This is a genomic window from Ruegeria denitrificans (assembly GCF_001458295.1).
GTDB classification, from domain to species: Bacteria; Pseudomonadota; Alphaproteobacteria; order Rhodobacterales; family Rhodobacteraceae; genus Ruegeria; species Ruegeria denitrificans.
Map to the genome: position 1 here is coordinate 1 of NZ_CYUD01000002.1, position 16,657 is coordinate 16,657.

Here is a 16,657-nt window from a genome sequence, read left to right on the forward strand (position 1 = left end):
AAAAAGACCGCGAATATCACCAGAAAACACTTGCAATGCAGGAGCCACCCACAGAGGTCACTCAACATTGGTGTCAAATGCTGCGTTTGCAGCCCGCTTTGCAGTCATTCGCTGCAATAGTGAAGGTACACCAATACTGGGGTTCGCTAATTTGCCCAAATTTCAAAAGCAGCACAAAAACGCCGCATCCGCGCTTTTGGCGGCTGCGGCATATTCGTTAGCTGGGTGTTTCTTCAGTCAGATCGTTCGCTGCACCTGCTCGATTTCGGTACAGGTAGACGTCTGTCCAAGTGCATCACCGCTTTCTTCGAATATCGCAAAACTATCGGCCGAAATATTCGAGCCGATTTCAGTGACGTCGCCCATCGCTGGCATGAAACCGCCTATTACCTGCGCGTCTGATGCGAGGCTTAGCGTAACATGCATTCAGTGTTCAACATTTCAACTTGTCAGGTGACTGAATCGCAGAACATTCAGACCCATTCGAGTCGGTATCTTCACGTGCAGAAAGCCCAAGACGACACTCGCTATCGCACCAACCAATATTTGTGGCACCAGCGGTTCAAAGTTGTTCTGCCTGACAGAAAAAAACCATTTCGCTGCAACCAAAGTCAATCACTGAGATCTGCCGTACTTGGCTAATTCTGCGTTACGCAAGTTCAGCAGCCCCGATCTTATCCCAAAGTTCGCTGGCAACCACACCGGCAGGCTGGTCTCTCCGTCTAATTTTGAAAATCATCGTTCGGCGTATTGGGAACCGTTCCAGATTGAGGGGTATCAAAGCCCCGGACCGCCGCTCCTCCTCGGTCATGTGGTCCGGCAGACCGCCCCAGCCGAGGCCGGCGAGGATCACTTTTTTCTTGGCCGCGAGATCCGAGACGGTCCATTTCAGGCTCCCCGGCAGTATATCGCGGCTCTGTTCATGCGTGGTGCCGCCTGTGCCCGCCGTAATCACCTGCACATGGCTTTGCATCTCAGTTGTCGATATTGCGCGGGAACCGGTCGGCAGATTCAGATCGGGGCTGGCCACTGGCCGGATTGTCACCTCCGCGACCGGCACTGCCTCAACGTCGTCCAGAGGCACCCCGTCAAGCGATGCAAGCGCGATATCCGCCTTGCCCTCCATTAACCGTGCGATCGGGCCGCCCATCATCTCCATACGCAGCCGAAGATGAGTTGCAGGGTGACTCCGACCTGTGTCGGCAAGCGCTGGCAGAAAAGTATCCAGATCCATAGTGGCACTGACGGCAATATTCAGTTCCGGCTCTTCTCGGGCGCGCAACCGAGCAGCGGTGGTTCTAAGCCCTTGCATCTGCCGCAACACCCGAGAGGCTTCTCGATAGAAGATCTCGCCGGCCGGCGTGAGCGAGGGCCGGTAGGCTTCGCGGCTGAACAATTCCAGCTCCAGCTCCTCTTCCAATTGACGGATGGTGTGGCTGATGGCGGATTGTGATTTGTGAAGGCGCTCAGCCGCACCGCGAAAGGTGCCGGTTGAGACAATTGCCTCAAAGGCAATGAGTTGGTCGTGTTTCATAGACTCTCAACATGATCTGTTTTCCTAATCATAATTGTGAAAAGACAATATTATCAATCAATCATATCGCCGGGTATTCAGATGGCATCGCTCAACACAGGAGAATGCCATGAAACTCTACTACAAACCCGGCGCGTGCCCCCTGGCCAGCCACATCGCCCTGTATGAAACTGGCCGTCCGTTTGAAATCGAGGCCGTGGACACTGCGGCAGGCCAAACTGAAAGCGGTGCTGACTATCATACGATCAACCCCAAAGGATACGTTCCGGCTCTGGGTTTGGAAGACGGTAGCGTCCTCACCGAAGGAGCCGCTGTTCTTCAATTTATCGCGGACAGCCATCCCGAAGCGGCTCTGGCGCCGGTAGCCGGCACCTTGGCCCGAGCTCGGATGCAGGAACAGCTCAACTGGATTGGGACCGAGTTGCACAAGGCCTTCGGCCCGCTATTCCGCGACGGCACGTCCGAGGCTGACAAAGACACCGCCCGCACCGCTGTTGCGGGCAAATTTGATCTGATCGAAGCGCAACTGGAGGATGGCCGCGCGTGGTTGGTTTCGAACCAGTTCTCTGTAGCTGACGCATACCTATTCGTGGTCGCGAACTGGGCGAATTTCACCGGCATCGACCTGTCTCGTTGGCCCCGGCTGGCGGCGTTTGTAAGCCGTAGTGCTGCCCGTCCATCTGCTCAGGCCGCGATGCGTGCCGAGGGGTTGATCCAATGACGCCCGCCGACCACAAAAAGGTCGGCGAACTGATGGAGGCCTATTTCGAAGGCCTCCATCAGGCCGATAGCACCATGTTGCGCAGAGTGTTCCATCCCCAGCTGGCCTACGTCTGTGCCACTGAAGGTGATGAGCTGTATCTGGATCTCGAGACCTACATGGGTCGCGTGGACGGGCGTGAGCCACCGGCCAGACGCGGTGATCCGCGTGAGGAGGAAGTGCTGGAGATCGCATTTGCCAGCGACAGGTTGGCCCGTGTCAGCGCCCGGATGACCATGATGGGGCGGGATTTCCATGACCTGCTGACCCTTGTCCGCTACGGCACAGAATGGCGCATCGTTGCGAAAGTGTTTTCCTATGTTCCGCGAAAGGACTGACCCATGCCATACGTGAATATCAAAGTGACACGCGAAGGCGGTCCTGACGGCACAGGTCCAAGTGCAGATCAAAAAGCGCAGCTGATTATCGGGGTTACGGACCTTCTGCACAACGTTCTGGGCAAGAACCCGGCCACAACCTTTGTGGTGATAAACGAAGTTCCGCTGGAAGATTGGGGCGTTGGCGGGCTGCCGGTGCAAGAGTACCGGAAACAGACGCTATGAAGACGCGGCTGACTGAGGCGCTGGGGATCACCTGTCCGGTGATCCAGGCACCGATGGCGTTTGCTGCAGGCGGTGCGCTCGCCAGCGCCGTATCCAGCGCCGGCGGTCTGGGCATGATTGGGGGCGCCTACGGTGATGCCGCCTGGATCGGCCAACAGTTCGATATCGCTGCGGGTACCCGCGTGGGTTGCGGGCTAATCACTTGGAAGCTTGCGGAACAGCCGGACCTTCTCGACCAAGTGCTGGCGCGTGATCCCGCTGCACTGTTCCTGTCATTTGGCAATCCGGCACCATTCGCTCCAGCGATCATGGAAGCCGGTGTGCCGCTGATCTGCCAGGTCCAGACTTTGCGCGATGCGCGGCAGGCACTGGATTGCGGCGCAGACATCATTGTCGCCCAGGGGGCGGAAGCTGGCGGCCATGGTGAAGCGCGCGGCACCTTTGCTCTGGTTCCCGAGATCGCTGATGAGATCGCGCGCCAAAACAACGAGGCGTTGCTCTGCGCTGCTGGCGGTATTTCGGACGGGCGTGGCCTGGCGGCGGCCCTGATGCTTGGGGCAGATGGGGCGGTAATCGGTACGCGGTTCTGGGCCTCGCACGAGGCACTGGTACATCCGCGTATACTTGATCGCGCGCTCGACGCAACAGGTGACGACACCGTCCGCACGGTGGTGGTGGACGTGGTCCGCGGTTTTAATTGGCCCCGCCGCTACAACGGCCGTGTTCTGCGTAACCCGTTCATTCAGAAATGGCACGGCGCAGAAGACGCGTTAAAGCTGGAAGCGGGCATTGAAGCGGCAAAGTGGGCGGCAGCTCAGGAAGCCGGGAATCTTGATGTAGCAACCGCCTTTGCAGGCGAGGGCATCGGTTTGATCAGTTCTGCGGCACCCGCCGGCGATATTCTGGCGAAGCTCATGGCGGACGTGCAGCGGTGTCTGGCTGAGGCGGCTTCCGTCGCAGAACGATAAAACGCAGTGCTGGGCCACTTAGGGCTGCGAGCGACCTATTAGGTTCACCGCAGAGAACGGCAACATTGAGCACATTTCAACCTATGCTGCACTGCGGATGATCGGCAGCTATCAAGCCATCTTCTGATCTTGCGATCAGAGATTGAGTTCAGTTTGTTTTTTTGCCGCGCTATTCAAACGGGAAACTGTCCAGCCGTTCGGCCCCTGTTTCTGTGACCAGAACCTGGGTTTCCAGTTTAATGCTCTCCGAGCCTTCCTCGGCGATCAGGCTTTCCACACAGACAACTTGACCTGATTCAAAACAGCCCGTCGTGGCACCGGGACCCCAGTCCACATGTAAAGGCACCACCGGCCATTCATCGGCCATGCCAACGCCGTGGACCGCCAGTGAATAGCGGTAGGGCACATGAGCCCCTGGGATGCGCCAGCTTTCAGCATTGAATTCGTCAAAGCTCATACCCGGGCGAACAAGGTCTAGATTGTGGTAAATCTGCTCCAGTGCCGTGTCGTATAGCCGCCGCTGCCTATCCTTCATCTGTGAATTGCCGCAGGTCCAGGAACGTGAAAGGTCTGCGCAGTATCCGTAAGGTCCTATCATGTCGGTATCGAACGAGATCATCTCGCCCTTCTGACACACCCGGTCAGAACATTCCTGATACCAGGGATTGGTTCGCGGGCCGCAAGTCAGCAGCTTGGTTTCCAGCCAATCGCCGCCAGACCGGGCGTTCTCAAAGTGCAGGTGCGCCCATAATTCCCGTTCAGTGACACCGGGATGGGAATGGTTGTAGATTCGAGCCATTCCTGCCTCGCAGACACGGATGGTCCAACGCATCAACTCAATCTCGTCTACGGATTTGATCGACCTGGCTATTTCGGTCAGTTGTGTCCCTTCCACATAGGCCAGCCCCCGCGCCTCAAGCGCATGAACCCCGCTGCCACCCAGACTGTCGCAGGCGATGCGCGTGTTGCCTCCACCGTATTGCCGGATCAGGTCGGCAATCTCATCGGCCCAGATGTTGGTAGCGGCCTCAACCCTGTCGCCCGAGGCCATGAACATCCAAGTCTTGGCAACTCGGATTTCGTCAATGCCAGGCAGGCCCTCGCATTGGTGCAGACACCCCTTGAATTCAAACATGATCGCAGGGCCACCGGCAAGAATGAGCGCGTAGCGCATCTGGTTGTGGAGCGTCCAGACCTGCATATTCGAGCTGTCAAAGGCATAGCGGATGTTGCAGGGATCATAGAGTAACAGCGCCGCACAATCTGACTGGTTCAGCGCCGCACGCAAGCGGCCTAGACGGTATGCGCGCGCGCGTTCGAGTACATCATCACAGACTGGGCTCTTAAGCGGTTTGTTCCCGCCTTCGGCGTTCAGATAAGTGAGCTTTCGATCATCCTTGAATGCCGTATCCATGCTCATGCAGCACGACCATAAAAACCAATGCGTTCCTTTTCGGAGAACTGCACGCCCGGGCGTTCATAAAAAGAAAAGACTGCGATAATCCGGTCCCGATCACCCTTCACGGGAGTAACGCGATGGGCGGTGTTCTTACCCTTGAAGATATTGAGCGTGCCGGGTTCCAATACAATGCGCGTGGGGTTGCGGCGCCCTTCCAGCAAGTCGGCGACGCCAGCATAATTCGGATCGTCTTCACTGCGCAGGTCCTGGTCATATTCAAACTCGCCGCCGACTTCAGGCGCTTGCAACAGCAGGGTCGTTGTGAACTCAGACCGATCAAAATGCCAGTTCAGCGCCTGCCCTTCGTGATATCCCATTACATTCACGCGGGCCAACGGATCTTGCATTGTGAAAAGCTCGGGTTTGTCCATCACGGCAGCTAAGAATTGCGCGAATGGTGACCATTCATAAAGCTGGATCACCGCCGCCTGACCCATCTGATCGGCACAAATCGTGCGGTTTGAAGTCTCAAACTTGGTTAGCGCCGGATGATCGGCGGGCAGCTCCTCAATCTCATTTTTGAAATAGATGTTGTGTTTGCGCGCGTGGATGAAGGCCTCAGCCTCCAGAACCGGCTTCAGTTCAGCAACAGCCTTTGGCAACGCGTCTACTTTTATGAAAGCTGCAAGGTTGAACAGACCTTCCTTTGCAAGCTTGGCCTTGCAGTCATCGACAAGAGCGATCCATTTCGGGCTACCGGGTTGATCCAGTGGGTAATCCTGCAGATTGATATGGTCGCACATGCCAGTCCTCCTTTATTCTGCCAAAACGCTAAGACCGTATGCTCTTTCCAATCAACAGTATTTCTAATTATGGTGGGAAAGAAAAACTTTCGAAGTGGTCATGAGTTTTAACGCCCCCCTAAACGCTCTTAAAGCTTTTGAAGCCGCGGCCAGAACCGGGTCATTCACGGCCGCCGCTGCTGAACTGGGCGTCAGTTCGCCTGCTGTCAGCCAGCAGGTGAAACTGCTGGAAGAATTCTGGCAACAGGCGTTGTTTATCCGCCAGGGCAATCGGCTGTCGTTAACGGATGCAGGGCAGTCGGCTTATCCACAGTTGGCCCAGGCCATGGCCAGCTTGGCGGCTCTATCCGCCGAAATGCAAAGCGAGCAGATCAGAATGAATCGGCTGGTGCTGAGCGCGCCTCATTCGGTTGTGGAAACATGGCTGCCCAGCAGACTCGCACCGCTGATGAAATCAGATCAGTATACCCCAATTGACGTGCGCATTGACGAGGACCCGATAGATTTTGCCCGTGACAAGATCGACATGCGGATTTTCTTTGGCCACGATCTGTACGGCGACTATCGGATCCATAGCCTCTTTACAGATAGCTTGGTTGCAGTTGCCAGCCCGGATTTCATCCGCCGTTTCGGGTTACACGTGCAGGATGTGCCTGATAAATATTTGATCCACACCCATTGGGGCAGTGGGTTTTCCTCATCTCCGAATTGGGAATCTGTGCTTTCTTTGGGTAAAACCATCAATCGTCACCTGGGCATGTTGGTGCGCTCCAGCAGCGTAGCATTGAAATTTGCGCGCCATGGTTTTGGCGTTGCTTTGGTCCCGGCGGCGATGGCGACTGATGATCTGTCCTCGGAATTGGTCGTGCAAATGGATAGCCCACCCTTGGAATTGACAAGTAGTTATCGCATTGCCCATCCAAAACGGCTGCAGTCCCACCCAACTATTGTTCGCGTACTGGATGTATTGTCACAACCGACAAGCCAGTCGGAGTAAGACTCAGCCTTTATCATCATTGTGCGATGAAAGCTGCCGTTCCTAATTCACAAGAAGAAGGCTGTTTTGTCCACATTTCGGCCTTTGCAAAGCCCAACGGTAAATGTCCGGTTTGGGCTGAGACCGGTCCTCAGCAACCATTGAACCAACGGCCAATTTGTCCGCAGAGCTGCTGTTCGCTCCTCATAGTGAACTCTCGAATGCTTGCTTTGAGCGGTGGTTTCAACTGATCACCGCAACACATACTTCAGGTAGCTACACCGATCAGTTCGACTGGCACTTACACTTTTTCACCATTGTGCCCGAACTACCGTTCTTGAGGCCGGGGTTTCGATTTTGACCAAGGCATAGCTCATATTTCCGGGAATGTCAGAGTAACGTTCTTGTATATGTACACGAATATGACCGCCGTCTAAGTTCAGTTTTTTGAGTTGGTCCAACGCCAAAAGCAACTATGCAACAATAAGGTTGATAGACTTGTGAAAGATCAAAACTTTTGGCACGGCATCCACGTTGTATGTGGCTTCAGTAGCGTGGGGAAATCGGAGTACATTCGTCATTTGCTGACAACGCCCGGGCCATTTCTTGATGCGACACCAGTTTATGAGGCGATGTTTGGCAGCAAGGTGCGCAACGCACTGACATCTGGCGATGTGTTTCACCTAGATATTTCGAATGACCCAAGCGAAGCCCGGCCAAACTACACGCCAGATGTGAATAATCACCCTATTGCAGCAAAAGGCGTATTTTCTCAGGGTATCACGAGTGTTGATTTTCTTATTGTTCCAGAGCGTATTCTGCGTGAACGCATAAGAAGGCGTGCGAAATTCAGCGATGACATAAACCTCCAGCGTCCAGATAGAGCATACCCCAGCGCAGAAAAACTTAGAGTACTCGATACCTGCCCGCTTGTAAGTCGGTATTCAGTTTGGATGGATTACTTCGAAGCCCGCAATGTTCAGATTCGCTATATTAATTCTGGCAACCGTAGTTATAGAGAGATTGCGGGACGACAATCTGCACAGAAAATCCTCAGAAACGAAGACTCATTTTTCGATTTACTCGAACACGAAACACGCGTCGCATTAAGACGTGTCAGGACGTTCTTCTGAATTTCTGACGGCATGACAAACGTCCCTATTGTGAACCTTCGAATGTCTGTTGTGAGCCCATTGCCGCCGTCGGCCAAACTTCGGTCCCTGGCATGTGCAGTTCGTCGCGCACCGCATATTCCAGGTCTTCAGGACAAGATTGCGAAAGGCGGATGAGCGGGACAAATGAATTGTCGAAAGAGCCTTGATTGCCCAAGTCCACCAAAAATCGCAAACTGGTTCAGATGGGCACGAGCACATGATTCTCTGAGTTTCTTTCCTTCACATACCGCGTGTTGCGGCTGTGGTTAGGCGATCCTAAAACGCGCATCCCAAAGTACATCATCGTCGCGTCGATCCCATTAAAAGCTTCACCGCTTTGGCAGGCTCTTTTGTTTGCCTACCTTGAAGGAACGCGCGGTTGGGACACTGCCGATATCGAGAATGCTGATAACGCGATGTTTTGGAGTGGTTGGGTCTTGTTCGCTGTTGGTATTGCCTTGTTTCTGCTCGTCCGCACGAGTTCTGTTTCCGAAGAAAATCAAGGAAAATTAGCACCTTAGATTTTGCCAAGCCTTTGGCCTGCCTCCTTCAAGCAGGCGTCGGTGCTCTCCGCAGCATTGGTCAAAATGGGCTCGCACTCGACTTTCTCTGCGGAGAGCTAGCACAGGCAGTTTGAGCCCAAACCTACCACTTACTGAAATCAATCTGGCAGCGAGCAAAGCCAACTTTTACTCAGAAAAATCACAGTACCGAAATACTAATTCAGCAAAAGGTGAGTCATGCAGAGCAGTGCGACCATTGCGATTGTTGCAGGAGTTTTCCTTGCATCTTGTACAGACACGTCGGGCATTCTCGGGTCAGACGCTGGCCACCAGATGGTGAATTCGAGTGTGAGCACACCCGATTTAAAATCGAGTGATGCTGTCTATTTTCAAGTAAAGGGGCAGAGTAATCGGCAATCAATTGGAACCTTAGAAGACGACGGTGCCATTTGTAGCGGCTCAGTCTGCAGCTGGTCGTCTATCCAAGGGCACGCGCAAGCAAGCACCTCAGAGGTCTACATCGAGAGCGTAGAACGCATGAAATTAGCGGAAATGGGTGCCTCGAAACTGCCGCGCATGGACTGGTAAGGTGTCCCACGGGGTGATCCAGCGTGGGGCACCGGCATTAAAAATAAAAAAGAATTTAGGCATTTGGCTAGTCCCGCCGGGCCTACCACCTTGCCTCGAAACAGTGCTATTTGTTGTTAACGGGCAAACAATCTGCCCAGATAATCCCGCCACGTTGGCGAAGAACTCTCGGAAACAGGCACTGCTGAGTCGCAACTCGTCCGATCAGACAGCAAAACCTTCGCGTCGGTACCTTCTTTATTTAAAGAATCAACAAGATAGTCATGCATGATTTTCAGGGTTCGCTCATTGTCGGCTTGCGTCAACGCGGGCCAATCGGACCCTTGCGGTACGTCATTCGCAAAGAACGTTGTGCGCCCGAGGAATTTCTCTGCAATTCGCGCATACATACCCGAGTATCTGTTTACCAATGACGTACGCTCTTCGAACGACAAAAAACTCGTGCGCGGTGACCCAAGCTTATCTAGAAGTTGCTTGGAGCTGAGGAGTTCCTGAATTTTTTTTTCAAATTCACTCCTCTGCGAAACCGGGTAAGAAAGAAAATGGGGCCAGAGACGAATACTTTCCACATTGGGGGACAGATTTCGAGCCTCAAATGTCTCGCGTTTCTCATCAAAAAGCCCGGCCAATTTCGATAAACCCAGGGTATCAGCGAAATCCGCTATAACATCTCCACCAGCGAAACTTTTTCTTTCAAAAGGTCGTACAATAACGTTCTGGACCCCAAAGATTTCTGACCAGATATCCAACCTTTGCTCGATCAAGTCATAATCGCCCAGCTTCTTGTCCAACACCCTGCGGATCATATCTTCGGAACACGGTTCAGTGCCCTTTGATCTTTGAGAGATAGAGGCTTCGATCCATTGATCAATCCGCCTCACATACAAAACCGCTTTGACATTTTCGCGCCCAAAGCTCTCTGCGAGCCATTCAATATGGTCTCGAGTGTGGAGCACATTAAAAAAGCCTTCGTGACTAATGATTGAATCCAAAGACGCATCACGAGCTTTGTTGATGCTATCTACAAATATAGGCAGTCGGGCGCGTTCAGTAGTTGCGAGGTCGTCCCAACGGTCTGTCCAGGGCAAAGTTGCGTTTGGTTCCACAGTCTTTGCGATCTGAAGCATTTCAACGACATGGTTCGAGCCAAATATAGGTTTAGGATAGTAAATCCCATTTTCGTTTAGCCATTCGGCATTCTGAAAGAGAAAATTCTGTATGGATGTGGTGCCGGTCTTTGGGCAACCGATATGAAAAATAATGTTTGCCAACTGATCAAAGTTTCCCGATGGAAAGGACAAAAACGCTGGCTACTTGGCCACTCATACGTTTCCTTTATGAATGGCACTGATACCCGCTTCGGAAAATCGGGGCAAGCGCATACAATTTTTCGACTTTCGCTGATCGGCCAATCCTCACCATCCAGTTCTTGGGTGCTAAGCTCACAAATGCGCGGATCGTGTTCATACTGAAATCAATCGCGGTCTTGAATAAGCCAGTTAAAAAACCGGCGGTCGCAGCCCGGCCTGAAACCAGCGAACCAGAGAGACGATGGAATACACCGGCAGCCCCGTCGCCGTTTGAATATAGGCGGCGTCCCACGAAGTATTCCAGCGTGGGACACCCACGTTGAAATATAACTATAAAATCCAGATATTGGCAGTCCTGCCGGGCCTATCACCTTACCTGAAACTGAGATGATCTGTGCTGTCGGACTCCCGACATCCCCAATTCGAATTTCAAGTTGCTAGGGGCCGTTCGGGCTTGGTATCTGAAATGCCGGACTTCATCCGCTCTGATAGCAAAACTTTAGCGTCGATGCCTTCTGCCCTGAAAGACTCAACCAGAAAATCATACATAATTTCGAAAGTTCGCTTTTCGTCGGCTGGCGTAAACTCGGGAAAGTCGCCCTCTTGCGGCCCTTCGTCGACAAAGAACTTCTCTTGCCCAAGGTACTTTTCAGCAAGGCGCCCATACATGCCGGAGACTCTTTGAACTAACGATGTTCTCGCTTCAAAAGACAAAAAACTTGCGCGAGGTGGTCCCAATCTCTCTAGAAGCTGCTGTGAACTGAGCAAATATACGATTTTCTTTTCCAACTCAGTTCTTTTCGACACGGGATAGGAAAGGAATTGTGGCCAGAGGCGCACGCTTTCGACATTGGGTGATAAATTGCGAGTTCTAAAATTCTTGCGCTTTTGCTCAAACAGCCGAGACAATTCCGGCAAATCCAAAGCATGCGCGAAATCAGATATGACATCACCACCTACAAAACTTTTTCTTTCAAAAGGTCGGACAACGATGCTCTGCGAACCGAAAATTTCTTCCCAGACCTCCAAGTTCTGTTCGATCTTTTCATAACTTTCCAGACGATTGCGCGCTGCTCTGCGGACCATTTCGTCGGAATAGGGCTCAACCCCCTTAGATCTCTGCGAAATTGAGGCTTCCACCCATTGATCAATTCGCCTTAGGTACAAAATTACTTTTACGTTAGTGCGACCAAATTTTTCCGCGAGCCATTCGATATGATCGCGCGTGCTGATCGTTTTGAGAAAACCTTCATGGCTAATGATCGAATCCGTAGACGCCTCCCGGGCGTTCTTTACAGCCTCAATCATCAAAGGAAGGCGCGCACTCTCTGATGTCGCAAGCTTTTCGAAACGAGCTGCCCAACGAATATTCGCATTTGGATTTTTTGCCCTGACAATTTGAAGCAACTCAACTACGTGATTGGCTCCAAATATCGGTTTGGGATAATAAACACCACGTTCGCCAAGCCAGGCCGCGTGGTGATACAGGAAATTCTGAATGGAAGTCGTGCCCGTTTTTGGAAGGCCGATATGAAAGATAACATTTGCCAAATTTCTTCAAGTATCCCAAAGAACAAAGGAGAAGACGTTGAGTGAGACGGCGCTCAGGCGTTCTGTCGTGCGCAGTTTTGTTACTTGTTTCAGAAAATCTTCGCAAGCGCGCGCCGGTTTCCCGGTTCTTGACCGACCAAACTCTGATCGGTTTGGCAGTCCTGTTCATCAACCAATAACGGCGTTCGTTTTGAAATTGCAAACTGAGTTCTCTTAAGCACGGTTTTTTGCTCTGATCGTTGCGATGCAGAAGTCAGTCGTTGGACTAGAGTATCAACTTAGTAAATCGGTGGCCTTAGCCCGGACTGAAACCAACTGACCAGAGAGACGATGGAATACACCGGCAGCCCCGTCGCCGTTTGAATATCGGCGGCGTAGGGGCACATGTTGGTGCATTCCAGCACCAGCGCGCCGAGGTCGGGATGGGCCTCCTTCATCGCCAGGGCGGCCTCGACATTGTCGGCGCGGGCCTTTTCCACGTCCAGCGTCAGCTCATTGTCTAGGATAGCGCGTGTGAATTCCTGCCCACCTTCGGTCGATCCGACGGGCGTGCCCTCGGGCACCTGTGCGCTGCGCAGGTGGGCCTCGGTCAAAGTCGAGGCCGAGATGGTCAGCACCCCTGCCCGTTTGCCCGCAGGCAATATCCGGTTCACCATTTCGACCTGCATAAGTGAGGATGTGACTACGGGCACCGACACCGCCTCGGACAGTTCTTTCTGAAACAGTGCCAGGAACCCGCAATTGGTGGTGATCCCATCGACGCCCTCATCAACCAACTCACGCGCGGCATCGACAAAAGCGTCCAACATACCGGTGGCCCCGCGACGCACCACCAGATCGGGCGAGGCGTTTCGCACGATGCGGAAATGAACCGGAAATGGCCAGGTCAGCGCGTTGCCCATGTCGCCGGGAATGCGGGGAAAGCGTGCGTCCAGCATCAGGATACCCACCGATGCGCCATAAATCGATTTGCCACCTGCTGCGATCATTCCTCTAACCTCTTGTCTTTCAGTCATGTTCTGCAAGATTTTCTTCGCCATCCAAAACGCGACGACGCGCGCAGAGTTTGCACAGACAGGTTAAAGGTCAATAGGCAAAACTGAGTTGCGTCGAATCCGGCGCGTCTTCAAATGGTGTCGCTGCCACCTTCAACGCTGGTCGCAAATGACGCCATCGCGGGTTTTAGTTGGTCCAGAAATTCCCGCCCGATGGTGGACAAAGGGCGCCCTTTGGCGGTGATGATGGCCAGTTCCAAAGTCACCGCCGGCCGAAATGGGCGGGTCTGATATCCGCGCTCAGTGTCAAAGGCTACGGTAAAGGGGTCGATCACGGCAACCCCCATGCCCTGTTTAACAAAGCTCAGCAGGTTTTCAGACAGATGCGTGTGTATCTGCGTGCGCCAAATCCGGTTCGCTGCCTGAAAGACATCCCGTGTGCCGCGATAGGTTTGGTGTTCGGGACCCATCACGATAAAGGGTTCATTCTCTAGCAGTTCCGGGGTCAGCACATCGTATTGGGCCAGGTGGCTGCCTTCGGGAAATGTGGCCACAGTTTCAAAGCGGAATACCTGAGCATTGAGCGTATCGTGAAGGATCGGAACCTCGACAATGCCCACTTCGAACAGGCCCGAGATCACCCATTCCTGAATCTTTGACGAATATTGTGATTGGAAGCTGACCGACAAATTGGGGCGGCTGGCAGCGAAACGCGCGATTTCCCGTGGCATGAACCCAAACGACAGCATATGCGGCGCGGCCACTTGTAGCTGACCGGGATGTTTGTTTTGCAAATCTGTCACGGCCTGCGCCACGTGATCCAAACCCCGAACAACCGTATCTACCTCGCGATACAGCAGATCGGCTTCGGGGGTCGGCAGCAGACGGCCCTTGTTCCGCTCAAACAGCGGCAGACGGGCTTCGCGTTCTAACTGAGCCAAAAGATTGCTGATACCAGGTTGCGATATCCCCAGAACCGAAGCCGCCCCAGTCACCGTTCCCGTCTCCATAATCGCGTGAAACGCCTGCAATTGCCGAAACCGAAGAGACATCGTCATACTCACATCATTTATTCTGATACCCTTACTACAATATAGTATTTGAAATGATATAGCTATCGCGGCACGGTTCTCCGAGCGACCGGAGGACCAATGACTGACTTGAACCAAACCATCACAGGGTTCGACCTTTGGCATCTTGAGCTGCCTGTTACATCGCGGCGTGATCATGGGATCGGCTCGGTCGAAGGCAGTTGCGAAGTTGTAATCTTGCGCCTGACCTCTGAGAGCGGATCGGAAGGATTTGGCGAAGCATCGCCCTGGTCGGTTTTCACCGGTACGCCCGAAGCAACTTACGCAGCGCTAGATCGTTACATCCGCCCGTTGGTTGTTGGGTCTCGCGTGGCCGACCGGGCTGAGATCATGGCCAAGGCTGCCTTTGCCGTCGCACATTGCACCGAAGCAAAGGCCGCATTGGATACTGCCTTGCTGGATCTGACCGGGCGTATCAGCGGCGTGCCGGTCTGGGCACTTTTGGGCGGTAAGTGCCGGGATTCGATCCCGCTGAGCTGTTCGATCGCCAACCCCGATTTCACGCAGGACATCGCGCTACTTGAGCAATTGCGCGAGGACGGGGTTCGCATCGTCAAGCTGAAGACCGGGTTCAAGGACCACGCGTTCGACATCATGAGACTTGAACATCTGGCGCAGCATTGCCCCGAGTTTTCGGTGCGCGTGGATTACAACCAAGGCCTATCTATTGAGGATGCGCCGGCTCAGGTACGTGATGTCGCTCAATTCAATCCCGACTTTATCGAACAACCGGTCCGGGCGCATCACTATGACATGATGGCCAAACTGCGAGGTCAGATCGACCTACCCTTGCTGGCCGACGAAAGTGTGTTTGGCCCCGAGGATATGGAGCGTGCGGCGCGTGAAGGCATCTGCGATGGCGTTTCAATCAAGATCATGAAATCCGGTGGGCTCAGCCGGGGTCAGACTGTGGCGCGTATCGCTGCCGCACATGGGCTCAGCGCATATGGAGGCGACATGTTCGAGGCTGGGCTGGCGCATCTGGCCGGAACCCACATGATCGCCGCAACACCAGAAATCAAACTGGGATGCGAGTTCTATCAGGCGTCGTATTTCCTGAAAGAAGACATTCTGGAAGACCCCTTCGTGGTGCAAAACGGACGGGTCATTGTGCCGGACACACCTGGATTGGGCGGCCGTCCCGATATGAGTAAACTGAACCACTATGCTGTGACCAAGGAGGTCGCTGCATGAGCGAACGCAAGACCATAGCCATCATCGGAGCCGGCATCGTCGGCGTATCGGCAGCGGTCTGGCTGCAACGAGACGGGCATGACGTCATCCTGATCGACAAAGCCGGACCTGGCGAGGGTACGTCGCACGGCAATGGCGGGGTTCTGGCATCCTGTTCAATCATTCCTGTCACGGTGCCGGGGCTGCTGCAAAAGGCACCGAGGATGCTGTTTGATCCATCCCAGCCGCTTTTCATGAAATGGGGTTATGTGCCCAAGCTGCTGCCGTGGCTGGTGCGTTACCTGAAACACGCCAACGTGGACGACGTCGAACGTATTGCCGCTGCACTGGCACCTATCGTCGGCGACAGCTTAAATGACCATCAGGCGCTGGCGCAGGGCACCGGAGCCGAGAAATGGCTTACCCCTTCGGACTACCTATTTCTTTACGAGAACCGAAAACACTTCGAAGGCGATGCCCTTGGCTGGGATATCCGGCGCAAGCATGGTTTTGAGTGGGAGGAGCTGGAGGGCGAAGCCTTTCACGCTTATGACCCCATTTTCAGCAAGGATATCGGCTTTGCTGCAAGGCTGCCCGATCATGGGCACATTACCGATCCGGGGCGGTATGTAAAAGATTTGGCTGCCCATGTCCAAGCCAATGGCGGCAGAATCATCCGCGCAGCCGTCGATGATGTTGTGCGCGAAAATGGCCACGTCGTCGGCGTGCGGGCGGCTGGCGAGACCATTGCCTGTGACACCGCAATTGTCACCGCAGGCGTCTGGTCCGGGCCTTTGGCCAACAAACTGGGTGTTTCTGTTCCTCTGGAGAGCGAACGCGGGTATCATCTTGAATTGGTGGAACCTTCCGCGATGCTGAAAAGTCCGGTTATGGTAGCGTCAGGCAAGTTCGTCGCCACCCCGATGGAGGGTCGCATCCGTCTGGCCGGGATCGTCGAATTTGGCGGGCTGGCCGCGCCACCCTCTAGGGCGCCGTTTGAGCTGATGCGCAAAAATGCCCGGGCAGCTTTTCCGGGCGTGACATGGAAGGATGAAGTGGAATGGATGGGGCACCGGCCCGCGCCTGCAGACTCGATCCCGGTAATCGGTGAGGTTCCGGGGGTTGAAGGCGCGTATATGGGCTTTGGTCACCATCACATCGGCCTGACAGGCGGGCCTAAAACAGGGCGTCTATTGGCCCAAATGATCGCGGGCAGAACCCCGAACGCAGACACGGGTGTCTACGCCCCGTCGCGATACACGAATTAACACAGCCGGTGATCAACACCG

At 54.0% G+C, this 16,657-nt stretch carries 18 protein-coding genes; 10 read left to right on the forward strand and 8 right to left on the reverse strand.

All coding sequences use genetic code 11. From position 1 onward, the window contains the following. On the forward strand, positions 1-221 hold a 221-nt coding region (locus RUE5091_RS23390), incomplete at its 5' end, for a hypothetical protein (RefSeq protein WP_207383711.1). Positions 222-237: 16 nt separating this feature from the next. On the opposite strand, the gene RUE5091_RS23035 is transcribed toward RUE5091_RS23390, so the two are convergent. Further along, entirely contained in the window at positions 238-426 is a 189-nt protein-coding gene (locus RUE5091_RS23035) for a hypothetical protein (protein WP_131726266.1), read from the reverse strand. Between the two features lie 223 nt (positions 427-649). Further along, positions 650-1,534 carry a LysR family transcriptional regulator gene (locus RUE5091_RS02800; RefSeq protein ID WP_058280390.1) on the reverse strand — a complete coding sequence of 295 codons (885 nt, stop codon included), beginning with the start codon at positions 1,532-1,534 and terminating at the stop codon, positions 650-652. A gap of 109 nt (positions 1,535-1,643) precedes the next feature. On the opposite strand from RUE5091_RS02800, the gene gstA reads away from it, so the two are divergent. From gstA to RUE5091_RS02820, 4 genes are read left to right on the forward strand one after another with little or no spacing between them, the layout of a single operon-like run. Continuing rightward, the gene (gene gstA, locus RUE5091_RS02805) at positions 1,644-2,255 is read left to right on the forward strand and encodes a glutathione transferase GstA (RefSeq protein WP_058280391.1); all 612 of its coding nucleotides are present in this window, start codon (positions 1,644-1,646) and stop codon (positions 2,253-2,255) included. Beyond that, a complete protein-coding gene (locus RUE5091_RS02810) occupies positions 2,252-2,632 on the forward strand; it encodes a nuclear transport factor 2 family protein (RefSeq protein WP_058280392.1) in 381 nt (126 codons plus the stop codon). The genes gstA and RUE5091_RS02810 overlap by 4 nt, the downstream gene beginning before the upstream one ends. Before the next feature lie 3 nt (positions 2,633-2,635). After that, complete coding sequence (locus RUE5091_RS02815; RefSeq protein ID WP_058280393.1) at positions 2,636-2,857, forward strand: tautomerase family protein; 222 nt, start codon at positions 2,636-2,638, stop codon at positions 2,855-2,857. Continuing rightward, entirely contained in the window at positions 2,854-3,825 is a 972-nt protein-coding gene (locus tag RUE5091_RS02820; protein WP_058280394.1) for an NAD(P)H-dependent flavin oxidoreductase, read from the forward strand. The genes RUE5091_RS02815 and RUE5091_RS02820 overlap by 4 nt, the downstream gene beginning before the upstream one ends. Before the next feature lie 169 nt (positions 3,826-3,994). On the opposite strand, the gene RUE5091_RS02825 is transcribed toward RUE5091_RS02820, so the two are convergent. Both RUE5091_RS02825 and RUE5091_RS02830 read right to left on the reverse strand, forming a co-directional pair. Further along, a complete protein-coding gene (locus RUE5091_RS02825) occupies positions 3,995-5,245 on the reverse strand; it encodes a M24 family metallopeptidase (protein WP_058280395.1) in 1,251 nt (416 codons plus the stop codon). Beyond that, positions 5,242-6,027 (reverse strand): HalD/BesD family halogenase, encoded by a 786-nt coding sequence (locus RUE5091_RS02830; RefSeq protein WP_058280396.1) that lies wholly within the window; start codon positions 6,025-6,027, stop codon positions 5,242-5,244. Before RUE5091_RS02830 ends, RUE5091_RS02825 begins: the two co-directional genes overlap by 4 nt. Positions 6,028-6,127: 100 nt before the next feature. Between RUE5091_RS02830 and RUE5091_RS02835 the strand changes: the two genes are divergently transcribed. The 3 genes from RUE5091_RS02835 to RUE5091_RS02840 all read left to right on the forward strand — a co-directional run bounded on the left by RUE5091_RS02835 (position 6,128) and on the right by RUE5091_RS02840 (position 8,678). Continuing rightward, on the forward strand, positions 6,128-7,024 hold the full coding sequence (locus RUE5091_RS02835; protein ID WP_058280397.1) for a LysR family transcriptional regulator: 897 nt from the start codon (positions 6,128-6,130) through the stop codon (positions 7,022-7,024). 479 nt (positions 7,025-7,503) lie between these two features. Then, a complete protein-coding gene (locus tag RUE5091_RS23040; protein WP_131726267.1) occupies positions 7,504-8,136 on the forward strand; it encodes a hypothetical protein in 633 nt (210 codons plus the stop codon). A 272-nt stretch (positions 8,137-8,408) separates the two neighbouring features. Continuing rightward, on the forward strand, positions 8,409-8,678 hold the full coding sequence (locus RUE5091_RS02840) for a hypothetical protein (protein ID WP_058280398.1): 270 nt from the start codon (positions 8,409-8,411) through the stop codon (positions 8,676-8,678). A 686-nt stretch (positions 8,679-9,364) separates the two neighbouring features. On the opposite strand, the gene RUE5091_RS02850 is transcribed toward RUE5091_RS02840, so the two are convergent. The 4 genes from RUE5091_RS02850 to RUE5091_RS02870 form a co-directional block, all read right to left on the reverse strand. Beyond that, positions 9,365-10,519 carry a hypothetical protein gene (locus RUE5091_RS02850; RefSeq protein WP_058280400.1) on the reverse strand — a complete coding sequence of 385 codons (1,155 nt, stop codon included), beginning with the start codon at positions 10,517-10,519 and terminating at the stop codon, positions 9,365-9,367. A gap of 468 nt (positions 10,520-10,987) precedes the next feature. Next, positions 10,988-12,109 carry a sulfotransferase family protein gene (locus RUE5091_RS02855; RefSeq protein ID WP_131726268.1) on the reverse strand — a complete coding sequence of 374 codons (1,122 nt, stop codon included), beginning with the start codon at positions 12,107-12,109 and terminating at the stop codon, positions 10,988-10,990. Between the two features lie 278 nt (positions 12,110-12,387). Beyond that, the gene (locus RUE5091_RS02865; RefSeq protein WP_058280726.1) at positions 12,388-13,098 is read right to left on the reverse strand and encodes an aspartate/glutamate racemase family protein; all 711 of its coding nucleotides are present in this window, start codon (positions 13,096-13,098) and stop codon (positions 12,388-12,390) included. Positions 13,099-13,235: 137 nt separating this feature from the next. Beyond that, positions 13,236-14,156 carry a LysR family transcriptional regulator gene (locus tag RUE5091_RS02870; RefSeq protein ID WP_058280727.1) on the reverse strand — a complete coding sequence of 307 codons (921 nt, stop codon included), beginning with the start codon at positions 14,154-14,156 and terminating at the stop codon, positions 13,236-13,238. A gap of 99 nt (positions 14,157-14,255) precedes the next feature. Here RUE5091_RS02870 and RUE5091_RS02875 point away from each other — a divergent pair, with 99 nt between their 5' ends. Together RUE5091_RS02875 and RUE5091_RS02880 are read left to right on the forward strand one after the other, a co-directional pair. After that, positions 14,256-15,389 carry an enolase C-terminal domain-like protein gene (locus tag RUE5091_RS02875; RefSeq protein WP_058280403.1) on the forward strand — a complete coding sequence of 378 codons (1,134 nt, stop codon included), beginning with the start codon at positions 14,256-14,258 and terminating at the stop codon, positions 15,387-15,389. Further along, a complete protein-coding gene (locus RUE5091_RS02880) occupies positions 15,386-16,636 on the forward strand; it encodes an NAD(P)/FAD-dependent oxidoreductase (protein WP_058280404.1) in 1,251 nt (416 codons plus the stop codon). Before RUE5091_RS02875 ends, RUE5091_RS02880 begins: the two co-directional genes overlap by 4 nt. Positions 16,637-16,657 lie beyond the last annotated feature (21 nt).

Coding starts and splice junctions, on each gene's coding strand:
- RUE5091_RS23035 (WP_131726266.1), bottom strand. CDS start 426: ATGCATGTTACGCTAAGCCTCGCATCAGACGCGCAGGTAATAGGCGGT.
- RUE5091_RS02800 (WP_058280390.1), bottom strand. CDS start 1,534: ATGAAACACGACCAACTCATTGCCTTTGAGGCAATTGTCTCAACCGGC.
- gstA (WP_058280391.1), top strand. CDS start 1,644: ATGAAACTCTACTACAAACCCGGCGCGTGCCCCCTGGCCAGCCACATC.
- RUE5091_RS02810 (WP_058280392.1), top strand. CDS start 2,252: ATGACGCCCGCCGACCACAAAAAGGTCGGCGAACTGATGGAGGCCTAT.
- RUE5091_RS02815 (WP_058280393.1), top strand. CDS start 2,636: ATGCCATACGTGAATATCAAAGTGACACGCGAAGGCGGTCCTGACGGC.
- RUE5091_RS02820 (WP_058280394.1), top strand. CDS start 2,854: ATGAAGACGCGGCTGACTGAGGCGCTGGGGATCACCTGTCCGGTGATC.
- RUE5091_RS02825 (WP_058280395.1), bottom strand. CDS start 5,245: ATGAGCATGGATACGGCATTCAAGGATGATCGAAAGCTCACTTATCTG.
- RUE5091_RS02830 (WP_058280396.1), bottom strand. CDS start 6,027: ATGTGCGACCATATCAATCTGCAGGATTACCCACTGGATCAACCCGGT.
- RUE5091_RS02835 (WP_058280397.1), top strand. CDS start 6,128: ATGAGTTTTAACGCCCCCCTAAACGCTCTTAAAGCTTTTGAAGCCGCG.
- RUE5091_RS02865 (WP_058280726.1), bottom strand. CDS start 13,098: ATGATCGCAGCAGGTGGCAAATCGATTTATGGCGCATCGGTGGGTATC.
- RUE5091_RS02870 (WP_058280727.1), bottom strand. CDS start 14,156: ATGTCTCTTCGGTTTCGGCAATTGCAGGCGTTTCACGCGATTATGGAG.
- RUE5091_RS02875 (WP_058280403.1), top strand. CDS start 14,256: ATGACTGACTTGAACCAAACCATCACAGGGTTCGACCTTTGGCATCTT.
- RUE5091_RS02880 (WP_058280404.1), top strand. CDS start 15,386: ATGAGCGAACGCAAGACCATAGCCATCATCGGAGCCGGCATCGTCGGC.